This is a genomic window from Streptomyces sp. XD-27 (genome assembly GCF_030553055.1).
Lineage (GTDB): Bacteria > Actinomycetota > Actinomycetes > Streptomycetales > Streptomycetaceae > Streptomyces.
This window is the reverse complement of the sequence record NZ_CP130713.1, coordinates 5,608,090-5,630,468: the sequence shown is the minus strand read 5'-3', so window position 1 is coordinate 5,630,468 and position 22,379 is coordinate 5,608,090. Positions and strand designations below refer to the sequence as shown.

At 72.4% G+C, this 22,379-nt stretch carries 21 protein-coding genes; 15 read left to right on the top strand and 6 right to left on the bottom strand.

Translation table 11 applies throughout. From position 1 onward, the window contains the following. Positions 1-122: 122 nt before the first annotated feature. From Q3Y56_RS24615 to Q3Y56_RS24600, 4 genes are all read left to right on the top strand, one after another. Positions 123-761 (top strand): AIM24 family protein, encoded by a 639-nt coding sequence (locus tag Q3Y56_RS24615; RefSeq protein ID WP_304464011.1) that lies wholly within the window; start codon positions 123-125, stop codon positions 759-761. Continuing rightward, complete coding sequence (locus Q3Y56_RS24610) at positions 761-1,411, top strand: AIM24 family protein (protein WP_304464010.1); 651 nt, start codon at positions 761-763, stop codon at positions 1,409-1,411. The genes Q3Y56_RS24615 and Q3Y56_RS24610 overlap by 1 nt, the downstream gene beginning before the upstream one ends. Before the next feature lie 14 nt (positions 1,412-1,425). Next, positions 1,426-2,112 carry an AIM24 family protein gene (locus Q3Y56_RS24605; RefSeq protein ID WP_304465776.1) on the top strand — a complete coding sequence of 229 codons (687 nt, stop codon included), beginning with the start codon at positions 1,426-1,428 and terminating at the stop codon, positions 2,110-2,112. 94 nt (positions 2,113-2,206) lie between these two features. Beyond that, a complete protein-coding gene (locus Q3Y56_RS24600; RefSeq protein WP_304464009.1) occupies positions 2,207-2,683 on the top strand; it encodes a MarR family winged helix-turn-helix transcriptional regulator in 477 nt (158 codons plus the stop codon). A gap of 18 nt (positions 2,684-2,701) precedes the next feature. Here Q3Y56_RS24600 and Q3Y56_RS24595 read toward each other — a convergent pair whose 3' ends face one another. After that, complete coding sequence (locus tag Q3Y56_RS24595) at positions 2,702-4,126, bottom strand: cell wall metabolism sensor histidine kinase WalK (RefSeq protein ID WP_304464008.1); 1,425 nt, start codon at positions 4,124-4,126, stop codon at positions 2,702-2,704. Further along, a complete protein-coding gene (locus Q3Y56_RS24590) occupies positions 4,119-4,781 on the bottom strand; it encodes a response regulator transcription factor (RefSeq protein WP_304464007.1) in 663 nt (220 codons plus the stop codon). Before Q3Y56_RS24590 ends, Q3Y56_RS24595 begins: the two co-directional genes overlap by 8 nt. A gap of 129 nt (positions 4,782-4,910) precedes the next feature. Between Q3Y56_RS24590 and Q3Y56_RS24585 the strand changes: the two genes are divergently transcribed. Beyond that, the gene (locus Q3Y56_RS24585) at positions 4,911-5,348 is read left to right on the top strand and encodes a PepSY domain-containing protein (protein WP_304464006.1); all 438 of its coding nucleotides are present in this window, start codon (positions 4,911-4,913) and stop codon (positions 5,346-5,348) included. Positions 5,349-5,434: 86 nt separating this feature from the next. Here the strand turns inward: Q3Y56_RS24585 and meaB are convergent, their stop codons facing one another. Together meaB and Q3Y56_RS24575 are read right to left on the bottom strand one after the other, a co-directional pair. Then, entirely contained in the window at positions 5,435-6,394 is a 960-nt protein-coding gene (gene meaB / locus Q3Y56_RS24580) for a methylmalonyl Co-A mutase-associated GTPase MeaB (protein ID WP_304464005.1), read from the bottom strand. A 52-nt stretch (positions 6,395-6,446) separates the two neighbouring features. After that, complete coding sequence (locus tag Q3Y56_RS24575; protein ID WP_304464004.1) at positions 6,447-7,655, bottom strand: acetyl-CoA C-acetyltransferase; 1,209 nt, start codon at positions 7,653-7,655, stop codon at positions 6,447-6,449. Between the two features lie 139 nt (positions 7,656-7,794). Between Q3Y56_RS24575 and mce the strand changes: the two genes are divergently transcribed. The 8 genes from mce (at position 7,795) to Q3Y56_RS24535 (ending at position 19,271) form a co-directional block, all read left to right on the top strand. Next, entirely contained in the window at positions 7,795-8,235 is a 441-nt protein-coding gene (mce, locus tag Q3Y56_RS24570; protein ID WP_304464003.1) for a methylmalonyl-CoA epimerase, read from the top strand. A 186-nt stretch (positions 8,236-8,421) separates the two neighbouring features. Then, a complete protein-coding gene (gene scy, locus Q3Y56_RS24565) occupies positions 8,422-12,717 on the top strand; it encodes a polarized growth protein Scy (protein WP_304464002.1) in 4,296 nt (1,431 codons plus the stop codon). Between the two features lie 254 nt (positions 12,718-12,971). Then, a complete protein-coding gene (locus Q3Y56_RS24560; RefSeq protein ID WP_304464001.1) occupies positions 12,972-13,910 on the top strand; it encodes a cellulose-binding protein in 939 nt (312 codons plus the stop codon). Positions 13,911-14,086: 176 nt separating this feature from the next. Further along, the gene (locus tag Q3Y56_RS24555) at positions 14,087-15,094 is read left to right on the top strand and encodes an ABC transporter ATP-binding protein (protein WP_304464000.1); all 1,008 of its coding nucleotides are present in this window, start codon (positions 14,087-14,089) and stop codon (positions 15,092-15,094) included. 2 nt (positions 15,095-15,096) lie between these two features. Then, positions 15,097-15,867, top strand: coding sequence for an ABC transporter permease (locus Q3Y56_RS24550; protein ID WP_304463999.1), 771 nt, complete (start codon positions 15,097-15,099; stop codon positions 15,865-15,867). Beyond that, a complete protein-coding gene (locus Q3Y56_RS24545) occupies positions 15,864-16,778 on the top strand; it encodes a hypothetical protein (protein WP_304463998.1) in 915 nt (304 codons plus the stop codon). Before Q3Y56_RS24550 ends, Q3Y56_RS24545 begins: the two co-directional genes overlap by 4 nt. Before the next feature lie 187 nt (positions 16,779-16,965). Continuing rightward, positions 16,966-18,243: an ABC transporter ATP-binding protein gene (locus Q3Y56_RS24540; RefSeq protein WP_304463997.1), complete on the top strand. Its 1,278-nt coding sequence runs from the start codon at positions 16,966-16,968 to the stop codon at positions 18,241-18,243. Continuing rightward, positions 18,240-19,271 carry an ABC transporter permease subunit gene (locus tag Q3Y56_RS24535; protein ID WP_304463996.1) on the top strand — a complete coding sequence of 344 codons (1,032 nt, stop codon included), beginning with the start codon at positions 18,240-18,242 and terminating at the stop codon, positions 19,269-19,271. Before Q3Y56_RS24540 ends, Q3Y56_RS24535 begins: the two co-directional genes overlap by 4 nt. 30 nt (positions 19,272-19,301) lie before the next feature. Here the strand turns inward: Q3Y56_RS24535 and Q3Y56_RS24530 are convergent, their stop codons facing one another. After that, positions 19,302-19,625 carry an ATP/GTP-binding protein gene (locus Q3Y56_RS24530; protein WP_304463995.1) on the bottom strand — a complete coding sequence of 108 codons (324 nt, stop codon included), beginning with the start codon at positions 19,623-19,625 and terminating at the stop codon, positions 19,302-19,304. Positions 19,626-19,831: 206 nt separating this feature from the next. Here Q3Y56_RS24530 and Q3Y56_RS24525 point away from each other — a divergent pair, with 206 nt between their 5' ends. After that, positions 19,832-20,866 carry an LLM class flavin-dependent oxidoreductase gene (locus Q3Y56_RS24525; RefSeq protein WP_304463994.1) on the top strand — a complete coding sequence of 345 codons (1,035 nt, stop codon included), beginning with the start codon at positions 19,832-19,834 and terminating at the stop codon, positions 20,864-20,866. Positions 20,867-21,087: 221 nt separating this feature from the next. On the opposite strand, the gene Q3Y56_RS24520 is transcribed toward Q3Y56_RS24525, so the two are convergent. Next, the gene (locus tag Q3Y56_RS24520) at positions 21,088-21,480 is read right to left on the bottom strand and encodes an SCO5389 family protein (protein WP_304463993.1); all 393 of its coding nucleotides are present in this window, start codon (positions 21,478-21,480) and stop codon (positions 21,088-21,090) included. A 212-nt stretch (positions 21,481-21,692) separates the two neighbouring features. Between Q3Y56_RS24520 and nucS the strand changes: the two genes are divergently transcribed. Then, the gene (gene nucS, locus Q3Y56_RS24515) at positions 21,693-22,355 is read left to right on the top strand and encodes an endonuclease NucS (RefSeq protein WP_304463992.1); all 663 of its coding nucleotides are present in this window, start codon (positions 21,693-21,695) and stop codon (positions 22,353-22,355) included. Positions 22,356-22,379 lie beyond the last annotated feature (24 nt).

The window sequence follows — 22,379 nt, the reverse complement described above, 5'->3', positions numbered from 1 at the left end:
GAGGGGAACCTTCGGGGCTTGGGAGGGGTGGACAGCGAGCGAGCTTGTGCTCAGCTTCACAAGCTCCGTCTCATTGTCGCAGGAGCACCAACGATCACTGCCGGGGGGCTAACGTCTGTCCCGTGGCTCACTTTCGACTTCAGGGGAGCAAGGTCCTCGCCGTCGACCTGGCCGGCGACTCCGTCAAGGCCAAGAAGGGGTCGATGGTCGCGTACGACGGCGAGATGTCCTTCAAGAAGATGACCGGCGGAGGTGAGGGGCTGCGGGGGATGGTGACGCGGCGGCTCACCGGAGAGCAGATGGCCGTCATGGAGGTGAAGGGGCACGGGACGTGCTACTTCGCCGACAACGCCAACGAGATCAACCTGGTCGTGTTGCAGGGGGAGAAGCTGTATGTGGAGGCGAGCAATCTGCTGTGCACCGACGCGGCGCTGCGCACCGGCACCACCTTCACCGGACTGCGCGGCTCGGCCCAGGGCAACGGGCTGTTCACCACGACGGTCGAGGGCAGCGGACAGGCGGCGATACTGTCCGAAGGTACGGCGGTGGTGCTGCGGGTGACCCCGAGGACGCCGCTCCAGGTGGACCCGGGCGCGTACATCGCGCACACCGGGAACCTCACGCAGCACTTCCAGTCCGGTGTGAACTTCCGCACGTTCATGGGCGAGAGTTCCGGGGAAGCGTTCCAGATCCGCTTCGAGGGCGACGGACTGGTGTACATCCAGCCCAGCGAGCGCGACACCGTCGGAGGTGACCTCTGATGGCGTTCACGGTGCTCAACTCGCGGATGGTCCAGAGCCAGCTGATGCCGGGTCAGAAGCTGTTCAGCCAGCGTGGCGCGATGCTCGCGTACACCGGTGACGTGCACTTCACGCCGAGCATCACCGGCGGGCAGGGCGGGGTGATGGGCATGATCGGCCGCCGCCTCGCGAACGAGGCGACCCCGCTGATGACGGTGGAGGGCAGCGGCACGGTGATGTTCGGCCACGGCGGCCACCACGTCGAGGTGATAGAGCTGACCGGCGAGACCCTCTACGTCGAGGCGGACCGGCTGCTGGCCTTCGACGGCACGCTGCGGCAGGGCACGATGTTCATGGGCTCGCAGGGCGGGGTGATGGGCATCGTGCGCGGCCAGGTCACCGGACAGGGGCTGTTCACCACGAAGCTCGACGGGAACGGCTCGGCGGCGGTGATGGCGCACGGCGGGGTGATCGACCTGCCGATCGTGCCCGGGCGCCCGGTGCATGTGGATCCGCAGGCGTACGTGGCGCACCGGGGCGACGTCCGCAGCAAGGTCACGGCCGCGCTCGGATGGCGGGAACTGGTGGGCCGCGGCTCGGGTGAGGCGTTCCAGCTGGAGCTGTCCGGCAGTGGCACGGTGTACGTCCAGGCATCGGAGGAGAAGCTGTGACCGTCCACCCCGGCATGGGACAGCTGGGTCCCGTCATCCATGACGCCGACACGCTGCCGGTCAACGACAACATCAACCCCTACGCCTTCAGCGTGGATCTGGACGGCCAGTGGTTCCTCCAGAAGGGGAAGATGGTCGCCTACTACGGGAAGATCGACTTCCACGGCTTCGGCATGGGGCACCTCGACCGGCTCGTGGCGCACAGCTTCCACTCCCCGCTGCACGTCGCGGACTGGGTGGTGGCGGAGGGCCGGGGCAAGATGGTGCTGGCGGACCGGGCCTTCGACGTCAACTCCTACGATCTGGACGACGGGAACCTGACCATCCGGTCGGGCAACCTGCTCGCTTTCCAGTCGTCGCTGTCACTCAAACAGTCGATTGTGCCGGGCTTCTACACCCTCATCGGAACCGGGAAGTTCGTCGCCGCGTCCAACGGCCCGGTGGTCTTCATGGAGCCGCCGATCCGCGTGGACCCGCAGGCCCTGGTCGGCTGGGCGGACTGCCCGACGCCCTGCCATCACTACGATCACCGCTATCTGCGCGGGTTCCTCGGTGCCGTACGCGGGCGCACGGGCATCGGCGGAACCTCGGGTGAGGAGCACCAGTTCGAGTTCGTCGGGGCGGGTACGGTGCTGCTCCAGTCGACCGAGCAGGTGCTGGAGGAGCGGCCCACCGGCAGCACTGGGGGTACCGGTTCGTAAGCGCGGCGGTGCGGAGTGTAACGTCGAACGGGTGACCTCCAGTCAGACACATCCATTGGTTCGAAATTCAACTTCTTTGGGTAGAATACATCCTATGGAGACCGAGAACGGCACCCGCTGGCTCAGCGACGAGGAACAGTGTGCGTGGCGCACCCATCTGGACGTCAGCCGACTGCTGACGTACCAGCTCGAACGGGACCTGCAACCGTTCGGTCTGACCATCAACGACTACGAGATCCTGGTCAACCTCTCGGAATCGCAGGAGCACCGGATGCGGATGAGCGACCTCGCCGCGGCCACCCTGCAGTCCAAGAGCCGGCTCTCCCACCAGATCACGCGGATGGAGAACGCCGGGCTGGTCCGCCGGGAGAACTGCGAGTCCGACCGCCGCGGACTGTATGCGGTACTCACCGAGACCGGGTGGGAGACCATGCGCAAGGTCGCCCCGCACCACGTCGACTCCGTCCGCAGGCACTTCATCGACCTGCTGGACCCGGCCGACCTGGCGGCGCTGCGCAGCTCGCTCGGCCCCGTCGCCGAACATCTGCGGTCCCAGCGCAACCAGCCCTAGAACGACGGGATCCGCGGCTCACAGGGACGGGATCCGCGCCTCGAAGAGCGCACCGCCGCCCGCCGCCACGCCGACGGTGAGCGAGCCCGCGTGCCGCAGCACCACGTCCCGCGCGATGGCGAGGCCGAGCCCGGCCCCGCCATCGTCGCGGGTGCGCGCCTCGTCCAGCCGGACGAACCGCTCGAAGATCCGCTCCCGCTGGTCCTCGGGCACCCCGGCGCCGTCGTCGGCGACGGCGAGCACGGCCTGGCCGCCCTCGGCCCGCAGCGAGACCCGTACCCGGGTGGCGGCGTGCCGCTGCGCGTTGTCCAGCAGGTTGCCCAGCACCCGCGCCAGTTGCCCGCGCGACCCGGCGACCGCCACCTCGGCCAGTGCGTCCACGGTGACCGGCAGCCGGTCCCCCGTACGCTGCGCCAACTCCTCCCGCACCAGCCGGGCCAGCTCCACCCGGGCCGTCGGCGGCGGCCGCTCCCCCGCGTCCAGCCGGGCCAGCAGCAGCAGGTCGGCGGCGAGCCGCTGCAGCCGCACCACGTCCGCCACGGCCCCGTCCACGTCCAGGAGTTCCGGATGGGCGGCTCCCACCTCCAACTGCGTGCGCAAACTGGCGATCGGGCTGCGCAGCTCGTGCGAGGCGTCCGCCACGAAGCGCCGCTGCCGCTCCACGGACGTCTCCAGCGCGGCGAGGGTCTCGTTGGTGGTACGGGCCAGCCGCGCCACCTCGTCCCGCGAGGCGGGCTCCGGCACCCGCCGGGACAGGTCCGTGCTCGCCGTGATGGCGGCCATCTCGCGCCGGATGCCCTCCACCGGCCGCAGGGCGCGCCGGGTCACCAGCCAGGTCACCGCGGCCACCACCGCGAGCAGCGGCGGCAGCCCGATCAGCATCGCCTGGCGTACGGTGCGCACGGCGCCGCGCTCGGCGGCCAGCGGGGCGCCCGCGTAGACGGTGGCCTCCTCGTCGCGCGGGGTGGCGACGTCGACCACGGCGAAGCGGTAGTCGGCGCTCTTCCCGTCGACCCGGGCGGTTCCGGTGACGAACCGGACCTCGGTGGAGATCTTCCCCGGCCCCAGTTCCTCGGCCTCGTCGTCATCGTCGTCGTCTTCGTCGCCGGACGGCGCCGGCGGCACGGTGACCACCTTGACGGAGGTGCTCCCGGTGCCGGTCAGCGCCTGGAGGTCGTCGCTGACGGCCCGTACCCGCCGCCGGTCGTCCACGACCTGCACCGGCGGGTCGTCGTCCAGGTCGAGCCGGTCGAACGCCGTGCCCGTCGCCAGCCGCGAGGCGACCTCGCGCGCGGCGACCTGGGCCTTGAGCTCGGCCTGGTTGCGCAGATGGCCCTGGAGCACCTGGAGCACCGCGACACCGGCGGCCACCAGGGCGACCGCGACCACCAGCGTCGCACCGAGCGCCGCCCGGGCCCGTACCGAACCGAACGCCTTAAGCACGCGTCACCAGCCGGTATCCGGCGCCCCGCACGGTCTCGATGAGTCCGGCGCCCAGTTTCCTGCGCAGAGTGCTCACGTACACCTCGACGATGTTGGGGTCGCCCTCGTACGCGAAGTCCCACACGTGCTCCAGGATCTCGGCCTTGGACACCACGTCCCCGGCGCGCAGCGCCAGTTGCTCCAGGACGGCGAACTCCTTGGCGGTGAGCGCCACCGCCGCGCCGTCGCGCGCCACGCGCCGCGCGCCCCGGTCGACGGTCAGGGAGCCGGCCCGCAGCACGGGCGAGGCCCCCTGGCCGCGCCGCCGCACCAGGGCCCGGACCCGCGCCAGCAGGACCACGTAGCTGAACGGCTTGGTCAGGTAGTCGTCGGCGCCGGTGTCCAGCCCCTCCGCCTCGTCGTACTCGCCGTCCTTGGCGGTCAGCATCAGGATCGGGACGTCGTTTCCGGCCGCGCGCAGTGTCGAGCAGACCCGGTACCCGTTCATGCCGGGCAGCATGATGTCGAGGATGACGAGGTCGTACGCGCTCTGGCCCGCCTGATGCAGCCCTTCGAGCCCGTCGTGCACCACGTCGACGGCGAAGCCCTCGGCCGTCAGCCCCTTGGCCAGCGACAGGGCGAGCCGCCTCTCGTCCTCCACGATCAGCACGCGCATGGGTCCAACGATCGCAGAGCGCACCTGAAGAGCTCTTCAGGTGCCTTCAGGCTGCCTTCAGCATCGCCCCGCGATGGTGGATCACGTCAGCCCGACGAGGGCCTTCGACAACGACCCGGAGGAACACTCATGAAGCGCAACATCGTCATCACCGCCGTCGCCGCCCTGGCCCTGATAGGCGGCGGCACCGCCACGGCGTTCGCGGTCGCGGACGACGACGCCCACGCCGCGACGGCGACGGCCTCGACGGTGGGCGTGACGGACCGCGACGACGACGCCCACGAGGACGCGCGGGACGACGCACGGGACGACGCCGCGGACGCCCGCGCGGTCCGCGACGCGCTCAAGGGCGCGGAGATCGACGCCTCGGAGGCGGCGAAGGCGGCCGCCGCGCAGGGCACGGTGGTCTCGGTCGACCTGGACGACGACGGCAAGGACAAGGGCTGGGAGGTCGAGGTCCTGGGCAAGGACGGCAAGGAGCGGGAGTTCCTGGTCGACCTGAACACCGGCAAGGTCACGGCCGCCCCGGCGGACCACGACGACGACACGCACGACGACGAGGACTGATCGACCCCGTTCCGGCCCACCCCCGGGGGCGAAGGTGCCACCGGGGGCGCGGGGCACGCCGCCCCACGGCCCCTCGCCGGGAGGCGCTACGCGCCGTTCGTCAGGCCCGTCACCAGTTCGTCCGCCGCCGCGTACGGGTCCAGCTCGCCGCCCGTGATCCGATCCGCCAGCGCGTCCAGTCGGCGGTCGCCGTGCAGGTCGCCGATCCGCTCCCGCAGCGTCGTGACCGCGATCGTCTCCACCTCGACCGCCGCCCGCCGGTGCCGCCGCTCCGCGAGGACGCCCCGCTCCTCCATCCAGGCGCGGTGCTTCTCCAGCGCCTCGACGAGTTCGTCGACGCCCTCGGCGCGCGCCGCCACGGTCTTCACGATCGGGGGGCGCCAGTCCCCCGGCGCGCGGGCCTCGCCCAGGCCCAGCATGTGGTTCAGCTCGCGCACCGTCGCGTCGGCGCCGTCCCGGTCGGCCTTGTTCACCACGTACACGTCGCCGATCTCCAGGATTCCGGCCTTGGCGGCCTGGATCCCGTCGCCCATGCCGGGGGCGAGGAGCACCACGGACGTGTCGGCCTGGGCGGCGATCTCCACCTCCGACTGGCCCACGCCCACGGTCTCCACCAGGATCACGTCGCAGCCGGCCGCGTCCAGGACCCGGATCGCCTGCGGCGCGGCCCAGGCCAGGCCGCCCAGGTGGCCGCGGGTGGCCATGGAGCGGATGTAGACCCCCGGGTCCGAGGCGTGGTCGCTCATGCGGACCCGGTCGCCGAGCAGCGCGCCGCCGGAGAAGGGGGAGGACGGGTCCACGGCCAGCACCCCGACTCGCTTCCCGGCCTTGCGGTAGGCGGTGACCAGGGCGGAGGTGGAGGTGGACTTGCCGACTCCCGGGGAGCCGGTGAGCCCGACGACGTACGCGTTGCCGGTCAGCGGGGCGAGCGCGGCCATCACCTCGCGGAGCTGCGGCGACGCCCCCTCCACCAGGGAGATCAGCCGGGCCACGGCCCGGGGCCGCCCCTGCCGTGCCTGCTCCACCAGCTGGGGGACGTCAACCATCGTGCGCACTCCGCTCCGTCGTTCCGTACGGCCTACCTCGCCCCGCGCCCGGTTACTTGCCGTTGGCGGGGACGCGGATGATCAGGGCGTCGCCCTGGCCGCCGCCGCCGCACAGCGCCGCCGCGCCCACCCCGCCACCGCGCCGCTTCAGCTCCAGCGCCAGGTGCAGCACGATCCGCGCGCCGGACATGCCGATCGGGTGCCCCAGGGCGATGGCGCCGCCGTTGACGTTCACCTTTTCGGTGGACACGCCGAGGTCCTTCATGGACTGGACGGCGACGGCGGCGAACGCCTCGTTGATCTCGATGAGGTCGAGGTCCTCCACGCCCAGGCCCTCCTTGCCCAGCGCGTGGGTGATCGCGTTCGACGGCTGCGACTGGAGGGAGTTGTCCGGGCCCGCGACGTTGCCGTGCGCGCCGATCTCGGCGATCCACTCCAGGCCCAGCTCCTCGGCCTTGGCCTTGCTCATCACCACGACCGCGGCGGCGCCGTCGGAGATCTGCGAGGAGGTGCCGGCGGTGATCGTGCCGTCCTTGGCGAACGCCGGGCGCAGCTTGCCCAGGGACTCCGCGGTGGTCTCGGGGCGGATGCCCTCGTCCTTGGCGAAGAGCACCGGCTCGCCCTTGCGCTGCGGGATCTCCACCGGCGTGATCTCGGCCTCGAACAGGCCGTTCTTCTGCGCGGCGGCGGCCCGCTGGTGGGACAGCGCGGCGATCTCGTCCTGCGCCGGGCGCTCGATGCCCAGCCGGGTGTTGTGCTTCTCGGTGGACTCGCCCATGGCGATGCCCTCGAAGGAGTCGGTCAGGCCGTCGTGGGCCATGGCGTCGAGCATCTCGATCGCGCCGTACTTGTAGCCCTCGCGGGACTTGGGCAGCAGGTGCGGGGCGTTCGTCATGGACTCCTGGCCGCCCGCGACGACCACGTCGAACTCGCCGGCGCGGATCAGCTGGTCGGCGAGCGCGATGGCGTCGAGCCCGGACAGGCAGACCTTGTTGATGGTCAGCGCGGGGACGCTCATCGGGATCCCGGCCTTGACGGCGGCCTGGCGGGCGGGGATCTGCCCGGCGCCCGCCTGGAGCACCTGCCCCATGATCACGTACTGCACCTGGTCGCCGCCGATCCCGGCCCGGTCCAGCGCCGCCTTGATGGCGAAGCCGCCGAGGTCGGCCCCGGAGAAGGAGCGAAGGCTGCCCAGCAGCCGGCCCATGGGCGTACGCGCGCCCGCGACGATCACTGAGGTGGAGCCGGTCGTACGAGTCATGGTGCTGCCCCTTCAGGAGAAGAAGGAAGTTAACGAGGGTTACCTGCAATGTACTGAGCGGTACCCTCCCGGTCACCGGGCCGTAGGTGTGATCGCGCGCACGTTGCGTAACCACGTCGGCGAGCGGTGCACTGAACACATGCTGACGAGAATCGACCACATCGGGATCGCCTGCTTCGACCTCGACAAGACCGTCGAGTTCTACCGTGCCACGTACGGATTCGAGGTGTTCCACAGCGAGGTCAACGAGGAGCAGGGGGTCCGCGAGGCCATGCTGCGGATCAACGGCACCGACGACGGCGGCGCCTCCTACCTCCAGCTCCTGGAGCCGACCCGGGAGGACTCCACGATCGGCAAGTGGCTGGCGAAGAACGGCGAGGGCGTCCACCACATCGCCTTCGGGACCGCGGACGTCGACGGCGACGCCGAGGCCATCCGGGACAAGGGCATCCGGGTGCTGTACGACGCGCCGCGACGCGGGTCGATGGGCTCCCGCATCACCTTCCTCCACCCCAAGGACTGCCACGGCGTACTCACCGAACTGGTCACCGCGGCACCACCCGCCGAAGCGGACCACTGACCTTCCCCTTCCCCGGCCGGTAGAGTGCAGGCGCGGCCAGGGTCACGGGAACGGGAGAATGCACGGGGCCCGGTCCAGGCTTTGCCGATGATCTGACACCATTTCTTCGGAAGGGCCGGCTCCGGGTACCACCACGCAGGACGGAGCCGGCTGCCGACGCGACCAGGGGACGGATGGGACCGCGCAGTGCGGGGCTACGACCGCTACGAGCCTGACGACCACCTCGCGAAGTTCGAGGCCGAGATGGAGCGGCTGAAGACGGAGCGGGAGAAGGCCGTCCAGCACGCCGACGACCTCGGCTACCAGGTCGAGGTGCTGCGCGCCAAGCTGCACGAGGCGCGCCGCACGCTCATGTCCCGTCCCGCCTACGACAGCGCCGACCTGGGCTACCAGGCCGAGCAACTGCTGCGTAACGCCCAGATCCAGGCCGACCAGCTGCGCGCCGACGCCGAGCGCGAACTGCGCGAGGCCCGTGCCCAGACCCAGCGGCTGCTCCAGGAGCAGGCCGAGCGGCAGGCCCGGCTGGAGGCGGAGCTGCACGCCGAGGCGGTCGCCCGCCGCCAGGAGCTGGACCGCGAGCTGGCCGAGCGCCGCGCCACCGTCGAGAGCCACGTCAACGAGAACGTGGCCTGGGCCGAGCAACTGCGCGCCCGCACCGAGTCGCAGGCCCGTCGGCTGATGGACGAGTCGCGGGCCGAGGCCGAGCAGTCGCTGGGGGCCGCCCGCGCCGAGGCGCAGCGGCTGGCCGAGCAGACCCGGCAGCGGATCGCGGCCGAGGCGGAGGCGGCGCGCGCGGAGGCGGAGGCGATCCAGCGCCGGGCCCGCTCGGACGCCGAGCGGCTGCTGAACGCCGCGTCCACGCAGGCGCAGGAGGCCACCGACCACGCCGAGCAGCTGCGCACCAGCACCACCACCGAGTCGGAACAGGCGCGGCAGCAGGCCGCGGAGTTGACCCGGGACGCCGAGCGGCGCATGCAGGAGGCCGAGGAGGCGCTGCGTACGGCGCGTGCCGAGGCCGAGAAGGTCCTCGCCGAGGCCAAGGACGCGGCGGCCAAGCGGCTTTCGGCCGCCGAATCGGACAACGAGCAGCGCACCCGGACCGCCAAGGCGGAGATCGCCCGGCTGGTGGGCGAGGCCACCAAGGAGGCCGACGCGCTGCGCGCCGAGGCGCAGGCGCTGCGGGACGACGCGCGCGCCGAGGCGGAGCGGGAGATCGCCGAGGCCCGGGAGGCGGCGCGCGCCAAGGCCGTGGAGGACTCGGCGGCGCAGCTGGCCAAGGCCGCCCGGAGCGCCGAGGAGGTGCTGTCCAAGGCGTCGCAGGACGCGCAGGCCACCACCAAGGCGGCGGCGGAGGAGGCCGAGCGGATCCGCCGGGAGGCGGAGGCGGAGGCCGACCGACTGCGGGCCGAGGCGCACGACACCGCGGAGCAGCTCAAGGGCGCGGCGCAGGACGACACCAAGGAGTACCGCGCCAAGACCGTCGAACTGCAGGAGGAGGCCCGCCGACTGCGCGGCGAGGCCGAGCAGTTGCGCGCCGAGGCGGTCGCGGAGGGCGAGCGGATCCGGGGCGAGGCGCGCCGGGAGGCGGTGCAGCAGATCGAGGAGGCGGCCAAGACCGCCGAGGAGCTGCTGACCAAGGCCAAGGCGGACGCGGAGGAGACGCGTTCGGGTGCCACCGCGGAGAGCGAGCGGGTGCGGACCGAGGCCGTCGAGCGGGCCTCGGGCCTGCGCCGGCAGGCCGAGGAGGCCCTGGAGCGGGCGCGCGGCGAGGCCGAGGAGCTGGTGTCCGCCGCCGAGGAGCACGCGGGTACGGTCCGGTCCGAGGCGGCCGACGCCGCCGAGCGGCTGCGCGAGGAGACCGAAGCGGCGCTCGCGGAGCGGCGGAGCGAGGCCGAGGAGGAGCTGACCCGCCGCCACGAGGAGGCGGAAGCGCGGGTCGCCGCGGCCGAGGAGGCGCTGCGCGAGGCGCGCGCCGAGGCGGAGCGGCTGCGCAAGGAGGCCGCCGAGGAGAGCGAGCGGCTGCGGGCGGAGTCCGCAGAGCGGATCCGGACCCTCCAGGAGCAGGCCGAGACCGAGGCGGAGCGGCTGCGCAACGAGGCGGCCGAGGAGGCCGCCGGCACCCGGGCCGAGAGCGAGGCCGCGGCGGCCAGGCTGCGCGGCGAGGTCGCCGCGGAGGCCGAGCGGCTGCGCGCCGAGGCGCAGGAGGCGGCGGACCGGACGCGGGCGGAGGCGAAGGCCGCAGCCGAGCGGCTGGGCGAGGAGGCCGCGGAGGCGCTGGCCGCCGCGCAGGAGGAGGCCACCCGGCGTCGCCGCGAGGCCGAGGAGCTGCTGGGGGACGCGCGCGGCGAGGCCCAGCAGGAGCGGGACCGGGCGCACGAGCAGAGCGAGGAGCTGCTGGCGTCGGCCCGCAAGCGGGTCGCCGAGGCGCAGGCCGAGGCGCAGCGGCTGGGCGAGGAGGCCGATCAGCGGGCGTCCGAGCTGGTGGCCGCGGCCGAGCAGAAGGCGCAAGCGGTACGGGACGCCGTGGCGGGGCTGCACGAGCAGGCCGAGGAGGAGATCGCCGGGCTGCGGTCGGCGGCCGAGCACGCGGCGGAGCGCACCCGTACGGAGGCGCAGGAGGAGGCGGGCCGGGTCCGCGCCGACGCCTACGACGAGCGGGAGCGGGCCGCGCAGGACGCGACGCGGATCCGCGGCGAGGCGCGGGAGTCGGCCGAGGCCGCCAAGGCGCTGGCCGAGCGCACGGTCGCGGAGGCGCTCGCGGAGGCCGAGGAGCTGCGCGCGGAGGCCCGCAAGGACGCCAACAAGCGGCGCGCGGACGCGGCCGAGCAGGCCGACCGGCTCGTCACCGAGGCCACCTCCGAGGCGGAGCGGCTGGTCTCCGAGGCGACCGAGGAGGCGGAGCGGCTGCGGGACGAGGCCGACCGGCTCCGTACCGAGGCCCGCGAAGAGGCCAACAAGCGCCGCACGGACGCGGCCGAGCAGGCCGACCGGCTCATCACCGAGGCCACCACGGAGGCGGAGCGGCTCGCTGCCGACTCCACCGCGGAGGCGGAGCGGCTCGTCGGTGAGGCGACCGCGGAGGCCGAGCGGCGGGTCGGCGACGCCACGGCGACGGCGGAGCGCCTGGTCGGCGAGGCGACGGCGGAGGCCGAGCGGCTCACGGCGGAGGCGCGGCGGCTGGTCTCGGACGCGAACGCCCGGGCGCAGCAGCTGCGTACGGAGGCCACGGACGCGCGAGCGGCGGCCGAGCAGGACGCGTCGCGGACCCGAGCGGAGGCGCGCGGGGACGCCAACAACATCCGGTCGGAGGCGGCGCAGCAGGCGGACCGCCTCCTCACCGAGGCCCGTGAAGAGGCGGAGCGGCTGACCGTCGAGGCGCGGAACGACGCCAACAAGCGGCGCGCGGACGCGGCCGAGCAGGCCGACCGGCTGGTCTCGGAGGCTTCCGGCGAGGCCGATCGGCTGGTCTCCGAGGCGACCGCCGAGGCCGAGCGGCTGCGTACCGAGGCCGCGGAGACGGTCAACTCGGCGCAGCAGCACGCGACACGGACCCGGGCCGAGACGGAGAAGGCCGCGGCGGCGGCCACCGCGGAGGCGGAGCGGGTCCGAAGCGAGGCGCGGGCGGAGGCCGAGCGCACGGTCGACAAGGCCCGTCAGGACGCCAACAAGCGGCGCGCGGACGCGGCCGAGCAGGCGGACCGGCTGGTCAGCAAGGCCGGAAGCGAGGCCGACAAGCTCACGAAGGAGGCGCAGGAGGCCGCGCTGCGGACCGCCACCTCCGCCGAGGAGCAGGCGGACGCGATGGTCGGCGCGGCCCGCAAGGAGGCCGAACGGCTCGTCAAGGAGGCCACGGCCGAGGGCGCCGCTCTGGTGGAGCAGGCCCGTACGGACGCCGACACGATGCTCGGCGAGGCGCGCGGGGACGCGACGGCCATCCGGGACCGCGCCGAGGAGCTGCGGACCCGGGTGGAGGCCGAGGTCGAGGAGCTGCACGAGCGGGCCCGCCGGGAGTCGGCGGAGCAGATGAAGGCGACCGGGGAGCGCGTCGACAAGCTGGCGGCGGCCGCCGAGGCGCAGCTGGCGGAGGCAAAGGAGAAGTCCGAGAAGGTGCTCTCGGACGCCAACAGCGAGGCCAGCAAGGTGCGGATCGCCGCCGTGAAGAAGGCCGAGGGGCTGCTCAAGGAGGCGGAGCAGAAGAAGGCCGACGCCACGCGGGACGCGGAGCGGATGCGCGCGGAGGCCCGGGACGAGGCGCAGGCACTCGTCGACGAGGGCAAGCGGGAGCTGGAGGTGCTGATGCGCCGCCAGGAGGACATCAACGCGGAGATCTCGCGGGTCCAGGACGTGCTGGAGGCGCTGGGGTCGCTGGAGGCACCGGCCGGCGGCGCGGCCAAGGGCGGCGGTGCGGCGAAGGACGGCGGGGTCAAGGCGGGGGCCGGGGCGGGCGCGGCCCGTTCGGGCGGCAAGTCGTCGGGTTCCTAGGCGCCGGCCGCTCTATGCTCGCGGTTCCTGAGGTGGTATGGCGGGGCGCGGAAGCGGTACGGCGCGGGTCGGCACTGTCGCCGCGTCAGACCCGCGCCGGAACTATCCCTCTCCCGGGTGACAAGCGTTCGGTTGACACTCCACTCAAAAGGCTGGACATTCTCCAGATCAAACGGGCATTGACTCGATGACACGCCGGTCGGCCCCCTAGGATTCCCTCTATCACCTCACCGGTCTCTTTCGACAGGAACCCCATGAGCGACACTTCCTCCCCCTTCGGCTTCGAGCTCGTGCGGCGTGGATACGACCGCGGTCAGGTGGACGACCGCATTACCAAGCTCGTCGCCGACCGTGACAGTGCACTGGCCCGTATCACCTCTCTGGAAAAGCGCATCGAGGAGCTGCACCTCGAAACGCAGAACGCTCAGGCCCAGGTCACCGACGCCGAGCCGTCCTACGCGGGACTGGGCGCGCGCGTCGAGAAGATCCTCCGGCTCGCGGAGGAGGAGGCCAAGGACCTGCGCGAGGAGGCCCGCCGGGCGGCCGAGCAGCACCGCGAGCTCGCCGAGTCGGCGGCCCAGCAGGTGCGCAACGACGCGGAGTCCTTCGCGGCGGAGCGCAAGTCCAAGGCCGAGGACGAGGGCGTCCGGATCGTCGAGAAGGCCAAGGGCGACGCGGCCACGCTGCGGGCGGAGGCGCAGAAGGACGCGCAGTCCAAGCGCGAGGAAGCCGACTCGCTGTTCGAGGAGACCCGGGCCAAGGCCGCGCAGGCGGCGGCCGACTTCGAGACGAACCTCGCCAAGCGGCGTGAGCAGTCCGAGCGCGACCTGGCCTCGCGTCAGGCCAAGGCCGAGAAGCGGCTGGCGGAGATCGAGCACCGCGCCGAGCAGCTGCGCCTGGAGGCCGAGAAGCTGCGGACGGACGCGGAGCGCCGGGCCCGCCAGACGGTGGAGACCGCGCAGCGCCAGGCCGAGGACATCGTGGCCGACGCCAACGCCAAGGCGGACCGGGTGCGCAGCGAGTCCGAGCGCGAGCTGGCGGCGCTCACCAACCGCCGCGACAGCATCAACGCGCAGCTGACCAACGTCCGCGAGATGCTGGCGACGCTGACCGGCGCGGCGGTGGCCGCGGCGGGCTCCCCGGCCGACGACGAGTCGTCGACGCGGGGTGTCCCGGCCCAGCAGAGCCGGTGAAGTCCGGGCGGTAGTCACCCGATTTCCGACATACGTGTGCGGCGGGCCCTTTGCCTTTAGGGTCCGCCGCACACGTTTTTCGCCGGTTAGCCGCCGATTTCTCGCCAGTTTCCTTATGACTTCTCCACGGATTCCCTCCGGTGGCGACGGCCGCGGGGCGCACTTAGCGTGGCTGCATGATCGAGTTGGCGGGGCTGACCAAGCGGTACGGCGACAAGCTGGCGGTGAACGGACTCACCTGCACGATCCGGCCCGGCATCATCACCGGATTTCTCGGCCCCAACGGCGCGGGCAAGTCCACCACCATGCGGATGATCCTCGGGCTGGACAACCCGACCGCGGGCAGCGTCCTCATCGACGGCAGGCACTACCGCCGGCTCACCGACCCGCTGCGGTACATCGGGGCGCTGCTGGAGGCGAAGGCCGTGCACGGCGGCCGCAGCGCGTACAACCATCTGCTGTGCCTCGCGCAGAGCAACGGCATCCCGCGCGCCCGCGTCGGCGAGGTGCTGGAGATGGTCGGCCTCACCTCCGTCGCGCGCAAGCGCACCAATGCCTTCTCGCTCGGCATGGCGCAGCGGCTGGGCATCGCCGCCGCCCTGCTCGGCGACCCGCGGGTGCTGCTGTTCGACGAGCCGGTCAACGGCCTCGACCCGGAAGGCATCCACTGGATCCGCAACCTCATGAAGCAGCTGGCGGGCCAGGGCCGCACGGTCTTCGTCTCCAGCCACCTGATGAGCGAGATGGCGCTGACCGCCGACCATCTGGTGGTCATCGGGCAGGGCAGGCTGCTCGCGGACACCTCCATGTCCGACTTCATCGCCCGGAACTCCCGGGCGTACGTACGGCTGCGCTCGCCGGACCGGGAGCGGCTGCACGACGTGCTCTCCGCGACCGGGTACAAGGTGTCGGCGGGGGCGGACGGCAGCATCGAGGTGGACGAGGCGGATCCGGCGCGGCTCGGCGAGCTGGCCGCCGAGCACCGGATCACGCTGCATGAGCTGAGCCCGCAGCAGGCGTCGCTGGAGGAGGCGTTCATGCGGCTCACGGCCGAGTCGGTCGAGTACCACGCACACGCCGCCGCGGCGGCCGCCGATGCCGCGACCGGGACGGAGCCGGAGGCCGGGCCCGTCCCGGTGCCGGGGGGCTGGGGGCACGACTGGCGGAAGCGGAAGGGGCCTTGAGGATGCCGGTGGTGACGCAGGTCCTGCGCTCGGAGTGGACCAAGATCAGGTCGGTGCGCTCCACGGTGTGGACCCTCGGGCTCGCGGTGGTGATCACCGTGGCGCTCGGCGGGCTGATCAGCGCGCTGGTCAAGAACGGCTACGACAACCTGTCGGCACACGACAGGCTCACCTTCGACCCGACCTTCGTCAGCTTCGCCGGGACCGGCCTCGGCCAGCTCGCGATGATCGTCTTCGGGGTGCTGGTGGTCTCCAACGAGTACAGCACGGGGATGATCCGCGCCTCGCTGGCCGCGGTCCCGCAGCGCGGCACGTTCCTCTTCAGCAAGATCGCGATCGCCACGCTGCTCGCGCTCGCGGTCTCCATGATCACCAGCTTTGCGGCGTTCTTCACCGGCCAGGCGATGCTGGGCCATCTCAGGGCGTCGCTGGGCGATCCCGGCGTCCTGCGCGCGGTCCTCGGCGGCGGGCTCTACATGACGCTGATCACGGTCTTCGCCATGGGCGTGGCCACCATGCTGCGCAGCCCGCTGCTCTCGCTGGCCATCCTGATGCCCTTCTTCTTCCTCGTCTCCAACATCCTGGGCAACGTCTCCGCCACCGAGAAGATCGGCGACTACCTGCCCGACCAGGCGGGCCAGAGGATCATGCAGGTGGTGACGGCGGGCGACGACGCGCCGTACGGACCGTGGGGCGGCTTCACGATCATGGCACTGTGGGTGGTGGGCGCGCTGATCGCCGGATACCTGCTGCTGAAGGAGCGCGACGCGTGAGCGACCGCAGTCTTGAGGCCCTGGGGTTCACGGACGTGCCCCTCGACCAGCCGCTCACCTACCCCGGCCGTCCCGTCTCCGGCCCGGCCCTGCTCCACGGCGGCGAACTGTGGGTACTGACGGCCCGGCGCGGGCCGCTGGGCGGCTGGCCGGTCGCCGGTCCCTACGGCCACGGCGCGGGCGGCGGCTACGGGCACGGCGGGGGCGGCGTTGAGGGCCATGGCGGGGGCCGCGCCGAGGGCCCCCGCGGGGGCGGCGAGCCGCTGGACGCGGTCCTCACCCGGTTGGGCGCGGCGGTCATGGCGGCACGCCACCCCGTCATCGCCGTGGGCTCCAACGCCTCCCCCGCGCAGCTGCGCCGCAAGTTCACCCGTCGCGGCGTCGGTATGACGCTGCCGATGGCGCGGGTGACCGTACGCGGGATCGGGATCGGGGTCTCGGCGCACATCGGGGCGGCGGGGTACGTCGCGGCCGCGCCGTACGCGGACCCGCTCGCCCGGACGGAGGTGGTGGTCAGCTGGTTCGACGACGAGCAACTGAGGGTCGTCGACGCCACCGAGCACCCCAACTACCGGCGCCTGCTGCTCCCGGGCGCGGACTTCCCGATGGCGCTGCCGTCCGCCGAACCGCTGACCGCGGCCTACGTGTACGCGGGCGTGCACGGCGTGCTCACCGGCCCCGACGGGACACCGCGGCGCGGCGGCGGCGACCAGAGCGAGCTGCTCGTCGCACTGCTCGCGGCCTCGGGGCGGCTGCGCGAGCTGCTCGGGCCCGATCCGCAGACGTGGGTGGCGCGGGCGCGCGCGGACGCGGCCGTACGCGCCGCGGGGCGGGCCATCTTCCGCGAGGAGGGCTGGGCGCTGCCGCAGGAGGCGTTCGCCGCCCTGGGACGGCGCCTCTCCGGGCGATAGACCAGGGTCCGCTCCCAGGTCACGGTCCGTCCGCCCCCAGGTCACGGTCCGTCCGCTCCCAGGTCACAGTCCGCTTTCAGGTCACGGTCCGCTCTCGGTTGAGGAGGCACGGAACCGGTGGCGCACAGTTATTCTCCTTACCCGCACGGGGGCACGAACGCCCTGCAATTTCGTTGAAGGGCGGAGAATGATCGAGGCAGTCGGTCTGACGAAGCGCTATGGCGCCAAGACAGCCGTATACAACCTGTCGTTCCAGGTCCGGCCGGGTGCCGTGACCGGATTCCTCGGCCCCAACGGATCCGGCAAGTCGACGACGATGCGCATGATCCTCGGGCTCGACGAGCCGACCGCGGGGCATGTGACCATCGGCGGCCACCCGTTCCGCCGGCTGCCGAACGCGCCGCGCCAGGTCGGTGCGCTGCTGGACGCCAAGGCGGTGCACGGCGGCCGCAGCGCGCGCCAGCACCTGCTGTGCCTGGCCCAGCTGTCCGGCATCCCGGAGCGCCGGGTGGACGAGGTACTCGGCGTCGTCGGCCTGCAGAACGTCGCCAGGAAGCGCTCCAAGGGCTTCTCGCTCGGCATGGGGCAGCGGCTGGGCATCGCCGCCGCCCTGCTCGGCGACCCGCAGGTGCTGCTGTTCGACGAGCCGGTCAACGGCCTCGACCCCGAGGGCATCCTCTGGGTCCGCAACCTGATGAAGCAGCTGGCGGCCGAGGGCCGCACGGTCTTCGTCTCCAGCCACCTGATGAGCGAGATGGCGCTCACCGCCGACCACCTGATCGTGATCGGCCGCGGCCAGATGCTCGCCGACATGAGCGTCAGGGACTTCATCTCCTACAACTCCGCCGACTTCGCGCGGGTGCGGGTGCCCGACGGCGAGCAGCAGCAGCGCGAGAAGCTGACCGCCGTCCTGAGCGAGGCGGGCGGCCAGGTGCTGCCGGAGACGGACGGCGCGCTGCGCGTCACCGGCCTGCCGCTGCCGCGCATCAGCGACCTGGCGCACGGCGCGGACGTCCGGCTGTGGGAGCTGTCCCCGCATCAGGCTTCGCTGGAAGAGGCGTACATGCGGATGACGCAGGGCGCGGTGGACTACCGCTCCACGGCGGACCAGCGGGCCGGTCTCCAGCAGCCGGTGCCGGGCGGGATGCCGGGAATGCCGGGGCAGCCGTTCGGAATGCCGCCCGGCCAGCCGGTGGCGGCGCCGCTGCCGCCCGGGGCGTTCACGGCGCCGCCACCGCCGCAGGCGGGGGCCCCGTTGCCAGGCCGGCAGTCGAATCCGTACGCCGCGGCGCCGGGCCCGTACGGGCCGGGAGCGCAGCCGGGCGTGGGCGCGCCCGCCGTCCCGGGCCAGGGCCCCTCCCCCTCCCCCACCCCCGCCGCTCCCCCGGCGCAGCCCGCCCCGCCGGCTCCGCCCGCCGCCGCCCCCGCCGATCTGACCAAGCGCGACAGCGAGGACGCCCGATGACCACCCCGCAGCAGCCCCAGGCGCCCGCCCACCCCCCGCAGCATCAGCCCCCGGCACCGCCGCAGGGCGCGGTGCCGCACGCCCAGGCCCCGGCGCCGCAGCAGCACGCGTATGCCGCACCCGGCGCGGCCCCGGCCCAGGTCCAGGCCCAGCAGGCGTACGCCGCGGCCGCCCCGGCCCAGCCCCAGCCCCAGCCCCAGGCCCAGGGCACCGGCTCCGTTCCGGGCTACGTCTCGCCGATCCCGATCCAGCGGACGCACCTCGGGCACGCCCTCGCCTCCGAGTGGACCAAGATCAAGTCGGTCCGCTCGACGATGTGGACGCTCGGCGTGATGATCGCCCTGGTCATCGGCATCGGCTTCATCACCGTGTCAGCGGCGGCTTCGAGCGACAACCTCGACCTCGACGGCAACTCGACCCTCTGGCTCGGCTTTTTCGGCGTCCTGCTGGGCACACTGTGCATCATCACGCTCGGTGTGCTGGTCATCTCCTCGGAGTACGGCACCGGGATGATCCGCACCACGCTGACCGCGTGCCCGAACCGGTCCCGCGTGCTGACCGCCAAGGCAGTCGTCTTCTTCCTGGTGGCCTTCGCCGTGACGCTGGTCTGCACGACGCTGGTCGCGCTCATCGCCGACTCGATGGTCGGCGACATGCAGGGCGCGGTCGCGGCCACCGACGAGGAGTGGTTCAAGTCGACGGTCGGCGTCAGCCTGTACATGGCGATGCTCGGGCTGTTCGCGCTCGGGGTCGGCGCCCTGATCCGGCACTCGGCGGGCGCCATCACCTCCGTCATCGGCGTCGTGCTGCTGCCGCTGGTGATGGCGCTGTTCATGCAGGGCGCGAGCCTGGAGGACATGCGGAAGTTCCTGATCGAGTACTCGGTTCCCATCCAGCTGGCCGTGATGTACGGCGACAGCGGCGCGGAGTCCGGCCCGTCCGGCTGGGAGCCTCTGTGGATCATGACGGGCATGGCAGCCGCCGCCCTGGTCGCCGCGTACGCCATGCTGGACAAGCGCGACGTGTAAACCCCGCGCCGCCCACCGCCACCCGACTGCTCAATATCTCGGCGCGTTACGAGACCGCTGGAGCCGCGCGCTCCGGCGGTCTCGGGCGTTCCAGCAGGCCGTGTGCCAGTGGCGCCGGTCGTCCGCCCCGGAGTGCTGCTGCCAGGCGACGACGTGCGGTCTGCCGGGCGGGATCTCCTGGTCGCAGCCGGGGCAGCGGTAGTGCTTGGTGGCGGCGGCACCGGCGACGCGCCGTACCACCCACTCCTCGTCCTGCCAGGTTTCCGTCCGGTCCAGTCCGGGGCGGTCGCGCGGCGCGGGATCGTGGGCGGGGGCCGTTGCACCGCCTCGCGGGCGGTTCCGGCGTGGTGACATGGGGCACCTCGGAAAGGGTGTTGGGCTACGGACTGTGACCAGCGTACGCGGGTTCGTCACGGGTCCGGAGGCGTCATCCACAGGCCCTCTGTGATCATCTGAAAACTTCCCTGCCGAGGCCGTGCCCTTGGCACGTGTCAGGCGTTGTTGCCAGTAAGGGGGTGCGCGTTCGGAGCGCCGAGCCATTAGAGGAGGCAGAGAGCGACATGCGCGTTGGGGCATTCATCCTGGCCGCTCAATTCCCGGGCCAGGGCCAGGCGGAGGCGCTGCACCGGGCGATCCGGTCCGCCGACGTCGCCGAGGCGGTGGGGCTGGACGCGGTCTGGCTCGCCGAGCACCACTTCGTTCCGTACGGAGTGTGTCCGTCCGCCGCCACCCTCGCCGCGCTGATGCTCGGACGCACCCGCCGGATAGGCGTCGGCACGGCCGTGAGCGTGCTGTCCACCGCGCACCCCGTCGCCCTCGGCGAGCAGGCGGCGCTGTTGCATCTCGCCTCCGGCGGCCGCTTCACCCTCGGCGTGGGGCGCGGTGGGCCGTGGGTGGACCTGGAGGTTTTCGGTACGGGCCTGGGGGCGTACGAGGAGGGCTTCCCCGAGTCGCTGGACCTGCTGCTGCGCTGGCTGCGGGAGCCGCGCGTGGGCGCGGACGGGGAGCGCTTCACCTTCCGCGAGGTGCCGGTGGTCCCCCGCTCCGACGAGCCCCTGGAGGGGCAGCCGGACTGCGGGCCCCCGGTGGTCGTGGCCTGCACCTCGCCCGGCACTGTCCGGGTCGCGGCGGAGCGCGGGCTGCCGATGCTGCTGGGCATGCACTGCGGGGACGAGGAGAAGGCCGACATGGTCGCCCTGTGGCGGGACTGCGCGCGGGCCGCCGGGCACGCTCCCGACCGGGTGGCGGCGGCGGAGCACGTCTCGGCCGGGGTGGCGCAGATCGCGGACAGCCCGGCCGAAGCCTCGGAGACGCTGACGAAGGCGATGCCGGGCTGGCTGCGCCAGGGGCTGGCCGCGCACACGACCGTCGACGGCCGGCACCGCGCGATGCGCGATCCCCAGGCGTACACGGAGATGCTGTGCGGGCTGCACCCGGTCGGGTCGCCGGCGCTGTGCGCGGAGCGGCTGGCGGCCACCGCGGAGCGCACCGGCATCCGGCGGTTCGCCTTGCTGGTCGAGGGCTCGGGGGATCTGGCCACCACCGAGGAGAACGTCCGGCGGCTCGGGCAGGACGTGCTCCCCCTGCTCAGCTGACATACGCCGACGCGCTTCAGCCGACGTACGCGGCCGGTCGTCAGCGGACGTACCCGGACGGTCGTCAGCCGAGGTAGGCAGACGGTCGTCAGTCGACGTACGCAGACGGGCATCAGCCTTCGTACACACACGGCCGGCGAAAGCGGCGTGCCGCAGTCGTGGGTTGCTGCCGCTCCTGCTTTGAAAAGCACCTCCCACCCCGGAGCGGCAGCCAAGGTAGGTCAGCAGTCGCGCAGTTCGGGGGACTGGTTCAGCAGTTGTCCTCGTATGGACGTGAACCGGGCCATGCGCTCGTCGGCCGAGGCGTCCAGGGGGAACACCGCCACCCGGTGGCAATTCTGGAACGCGAGCCGCACGCCGAAGTGCCGCTGCAGTGCACCGCGAATCGCGTCGCTCGCCAGTGCCCGCAGCAGCTGACCGCGCGCGTGCTCGTCCGGCGGGGGCGTCTGGTTGTCGGCGAACTCACCGCCGTCAACCTTGAGCTGGGCCACCAGAGAGCTGATCATCTCCCACGCGTACGGCAGGGAGGTCCGGACGCAGTCGACGAAAGCCGCTTCGTCGACCTCGCCTCGCTCGGCCTGTTCGAGGAGGGCCGGTGAGACGTCCAGCGACATTGGGTTCTCCTCTCGCGACCCCGGGGACAGGGTCTCAGGGATGGGCGGGCGGCCGACTCACGCAGCGTGCCCGTATGGCGACCGCCCGCTTCAACGGTAATTCGGCCACAGCATCGGCACCAGGAGAATGCACACACAACCAGCCAATGTCGAACAGCACCATCGGTGGACGAATCGCGTGCACCGCCCGCTGTCGAGTAGCGTTGCCGACCATGCGTCTCGTCATCGCCCGTTGCTCCGTGGACTACGCGGGCCGTCTCACGGCCCATCTCCCGTCGGCCCCCCGCCTCATCCTCGTCAAGGCCGACGGCAGTGTGTCGATCCACGCGGACGACCGGGCCTACAAACCCCTGAACTGGATGTCCCCGCCGTGCACCCTCAAGGAGGGCGACGGTTCCGTGTGGACGGTTGTGAACAAGGCGGGCGAGAAGCTCATCATCACCATGGAGGAAGTCCTCCACGACTCCTCGCATGAACTCGGGGTGGATCCGGGCCTGATCAAGGACGGCGTGGAAGCGCACCTTCAGGAACTGCTCGCCGATCGGATCGAGACACTCGGCGCCGGTTGGACGCTTATTCGGCGGGAATACGCCACTGCCATTGGCCCCGTGGACATTCTCTGCCGGGACGCCGACGGGGCGACGGTCGCCGTCGAGATCAAGCGGCGGGGTGAGATCGACGGCGTCGAGCAGCTCACGCGCTATCTGGAGCTGCTGAACCGCGATCCCCACCTGGCGCCGGTGAAGGGCGTCTTCGCGGCGCAGGAGATCAAGCCGCAGGCGCGGGTGCTGGCGACGGACCGCGGGATCGGGTGCGTGGTGCTGGACTACAACGCGCTGCGCGGCATCGAGGACGACAAACTGCGGCTCTTCTAGGCCGCGTCCGGGGCGGCGTGCCTG

Bases quoted from the DNA above. Each gene is read 5' to 3' on its own strand.
- Q3Y56_RS24610 (WP_304464010.1), top strand. From the start codon at position 761: ATGGCGTTCACGGTGCTCAACTCGCGGATGGTCCAGAGCCAGCTGATG.
- Q3Y56_RS24605 (WP_304465776.1), top strand. From the start codon at position 1,426: ATGGGACAGCTGGGTCCCGTCATCCATGACGCCGACACGCTGCCGGTC.
- Q3Y56_RS24600 (WP_304464009.1), top strand. From the start codon at position 2,207: ATGGAGACCGAGAACGGCACCCGCTGGCTCAGCGACGAGGAACAGTGT.
- Q3Y56_RS24590 (WP_304464007.1), bottom strand. From the start codon at position 4,781: ATGCGCGTGCTGATCGTGGAGGACGAGAGGCGGCTCGCCCTGTCGCTG.
- Q3Y56_RS24585 (WP_304464006.1), top strand. From the start codon at position 4,911: ATGAAGCGCAACATCGTCATCACCGCCGTCGCCGCCCTGGCCCTGATA.
- meaB (WP_304464005.1), bottom strand. From the start codon at position 6,394: ATGGTTGACGTCCCCCAGCTGGTGGAGCAGGCACGGCAGGGGCGGCCC.
- Q3Y56_RS24575 (WP_304464004.1), bottom strand. From the start codon at position 7,655: ATGACTCGTACGACCGGCTCCACCTCAGTGATCGTCGCGGGCGCGCGT.
- mce (WP_304464003.1), top strand. From the start codon at position 7,795: ATGCTGACGAGAATCGACCACATCGGGATCGCCTGCTTCGACCTCGAC.
- Q3Y56_RS24560 (WP_304464001.1), top strand. From the start codon at position 12,972: ATGAGCGACACTTCCTCCCCCTTCGGCTTCGAGCTCGTGCGGCGTGGA.
- Q3Y56_RS24555 (WP_304464000.1), top strand. From the start codon at position 14,087: ATGATCGAGTTGGCGGGGCTGACCAAGCGGTACGGCGACAAGCTGGCG.
- Q3Y56_RS24550 (WP_304463999.1), top strand. From the start codon at position 15,097: ATGCCGGTGGTGACGCAGGTCCTGCGCTCGGAGTGGACCAAGATCAGG.
- Q3Y56_RS24540 (WP_304463997.1), top strand. From the start codon at position 16,966: ATGATCGAGGCAGTCGGTCTGACGAAGCGCTATGGCGCCAAGACAGCC.
- Q3Y56_RS24535 (WP_304463996.1), top strand. From the start codon at position 18,240: ATGACCACCCCGCAGCAGCCCCAGGCGCCCGCCCACCCCCCGCAGCAT.
- Q3Y56_RS24530 (WP_304463995.1), bottom strand. From the start codon at position 19,625: ATGTCACCACGCCGGAACCGCCCGCGAGGCGGTGCAACGGCCCCCGCC.
- Q3Y56_RS24525 (WP_304463994.1), top strand. From the start codon at position 19,832: ATGCGCGTTGGGGCATTCATCCTGGCCGCTCAATTCCCGGGCCAGGGC.
- Q3Y56_RS24520 (WP_304463993.1), bottom strand. From the start codon at position 21,480: ATGTCGCTGGACGTCTCACCGGCCCTCCTCGAACAGGCCGAGCGAGGC.
- nucS (WP_304463992.1), top strand. From the start codon at position 21,693: ATGCGTCTCGTCATCGCCCGTTGCTCCGTGGACTACGCGGGCCGTCTC.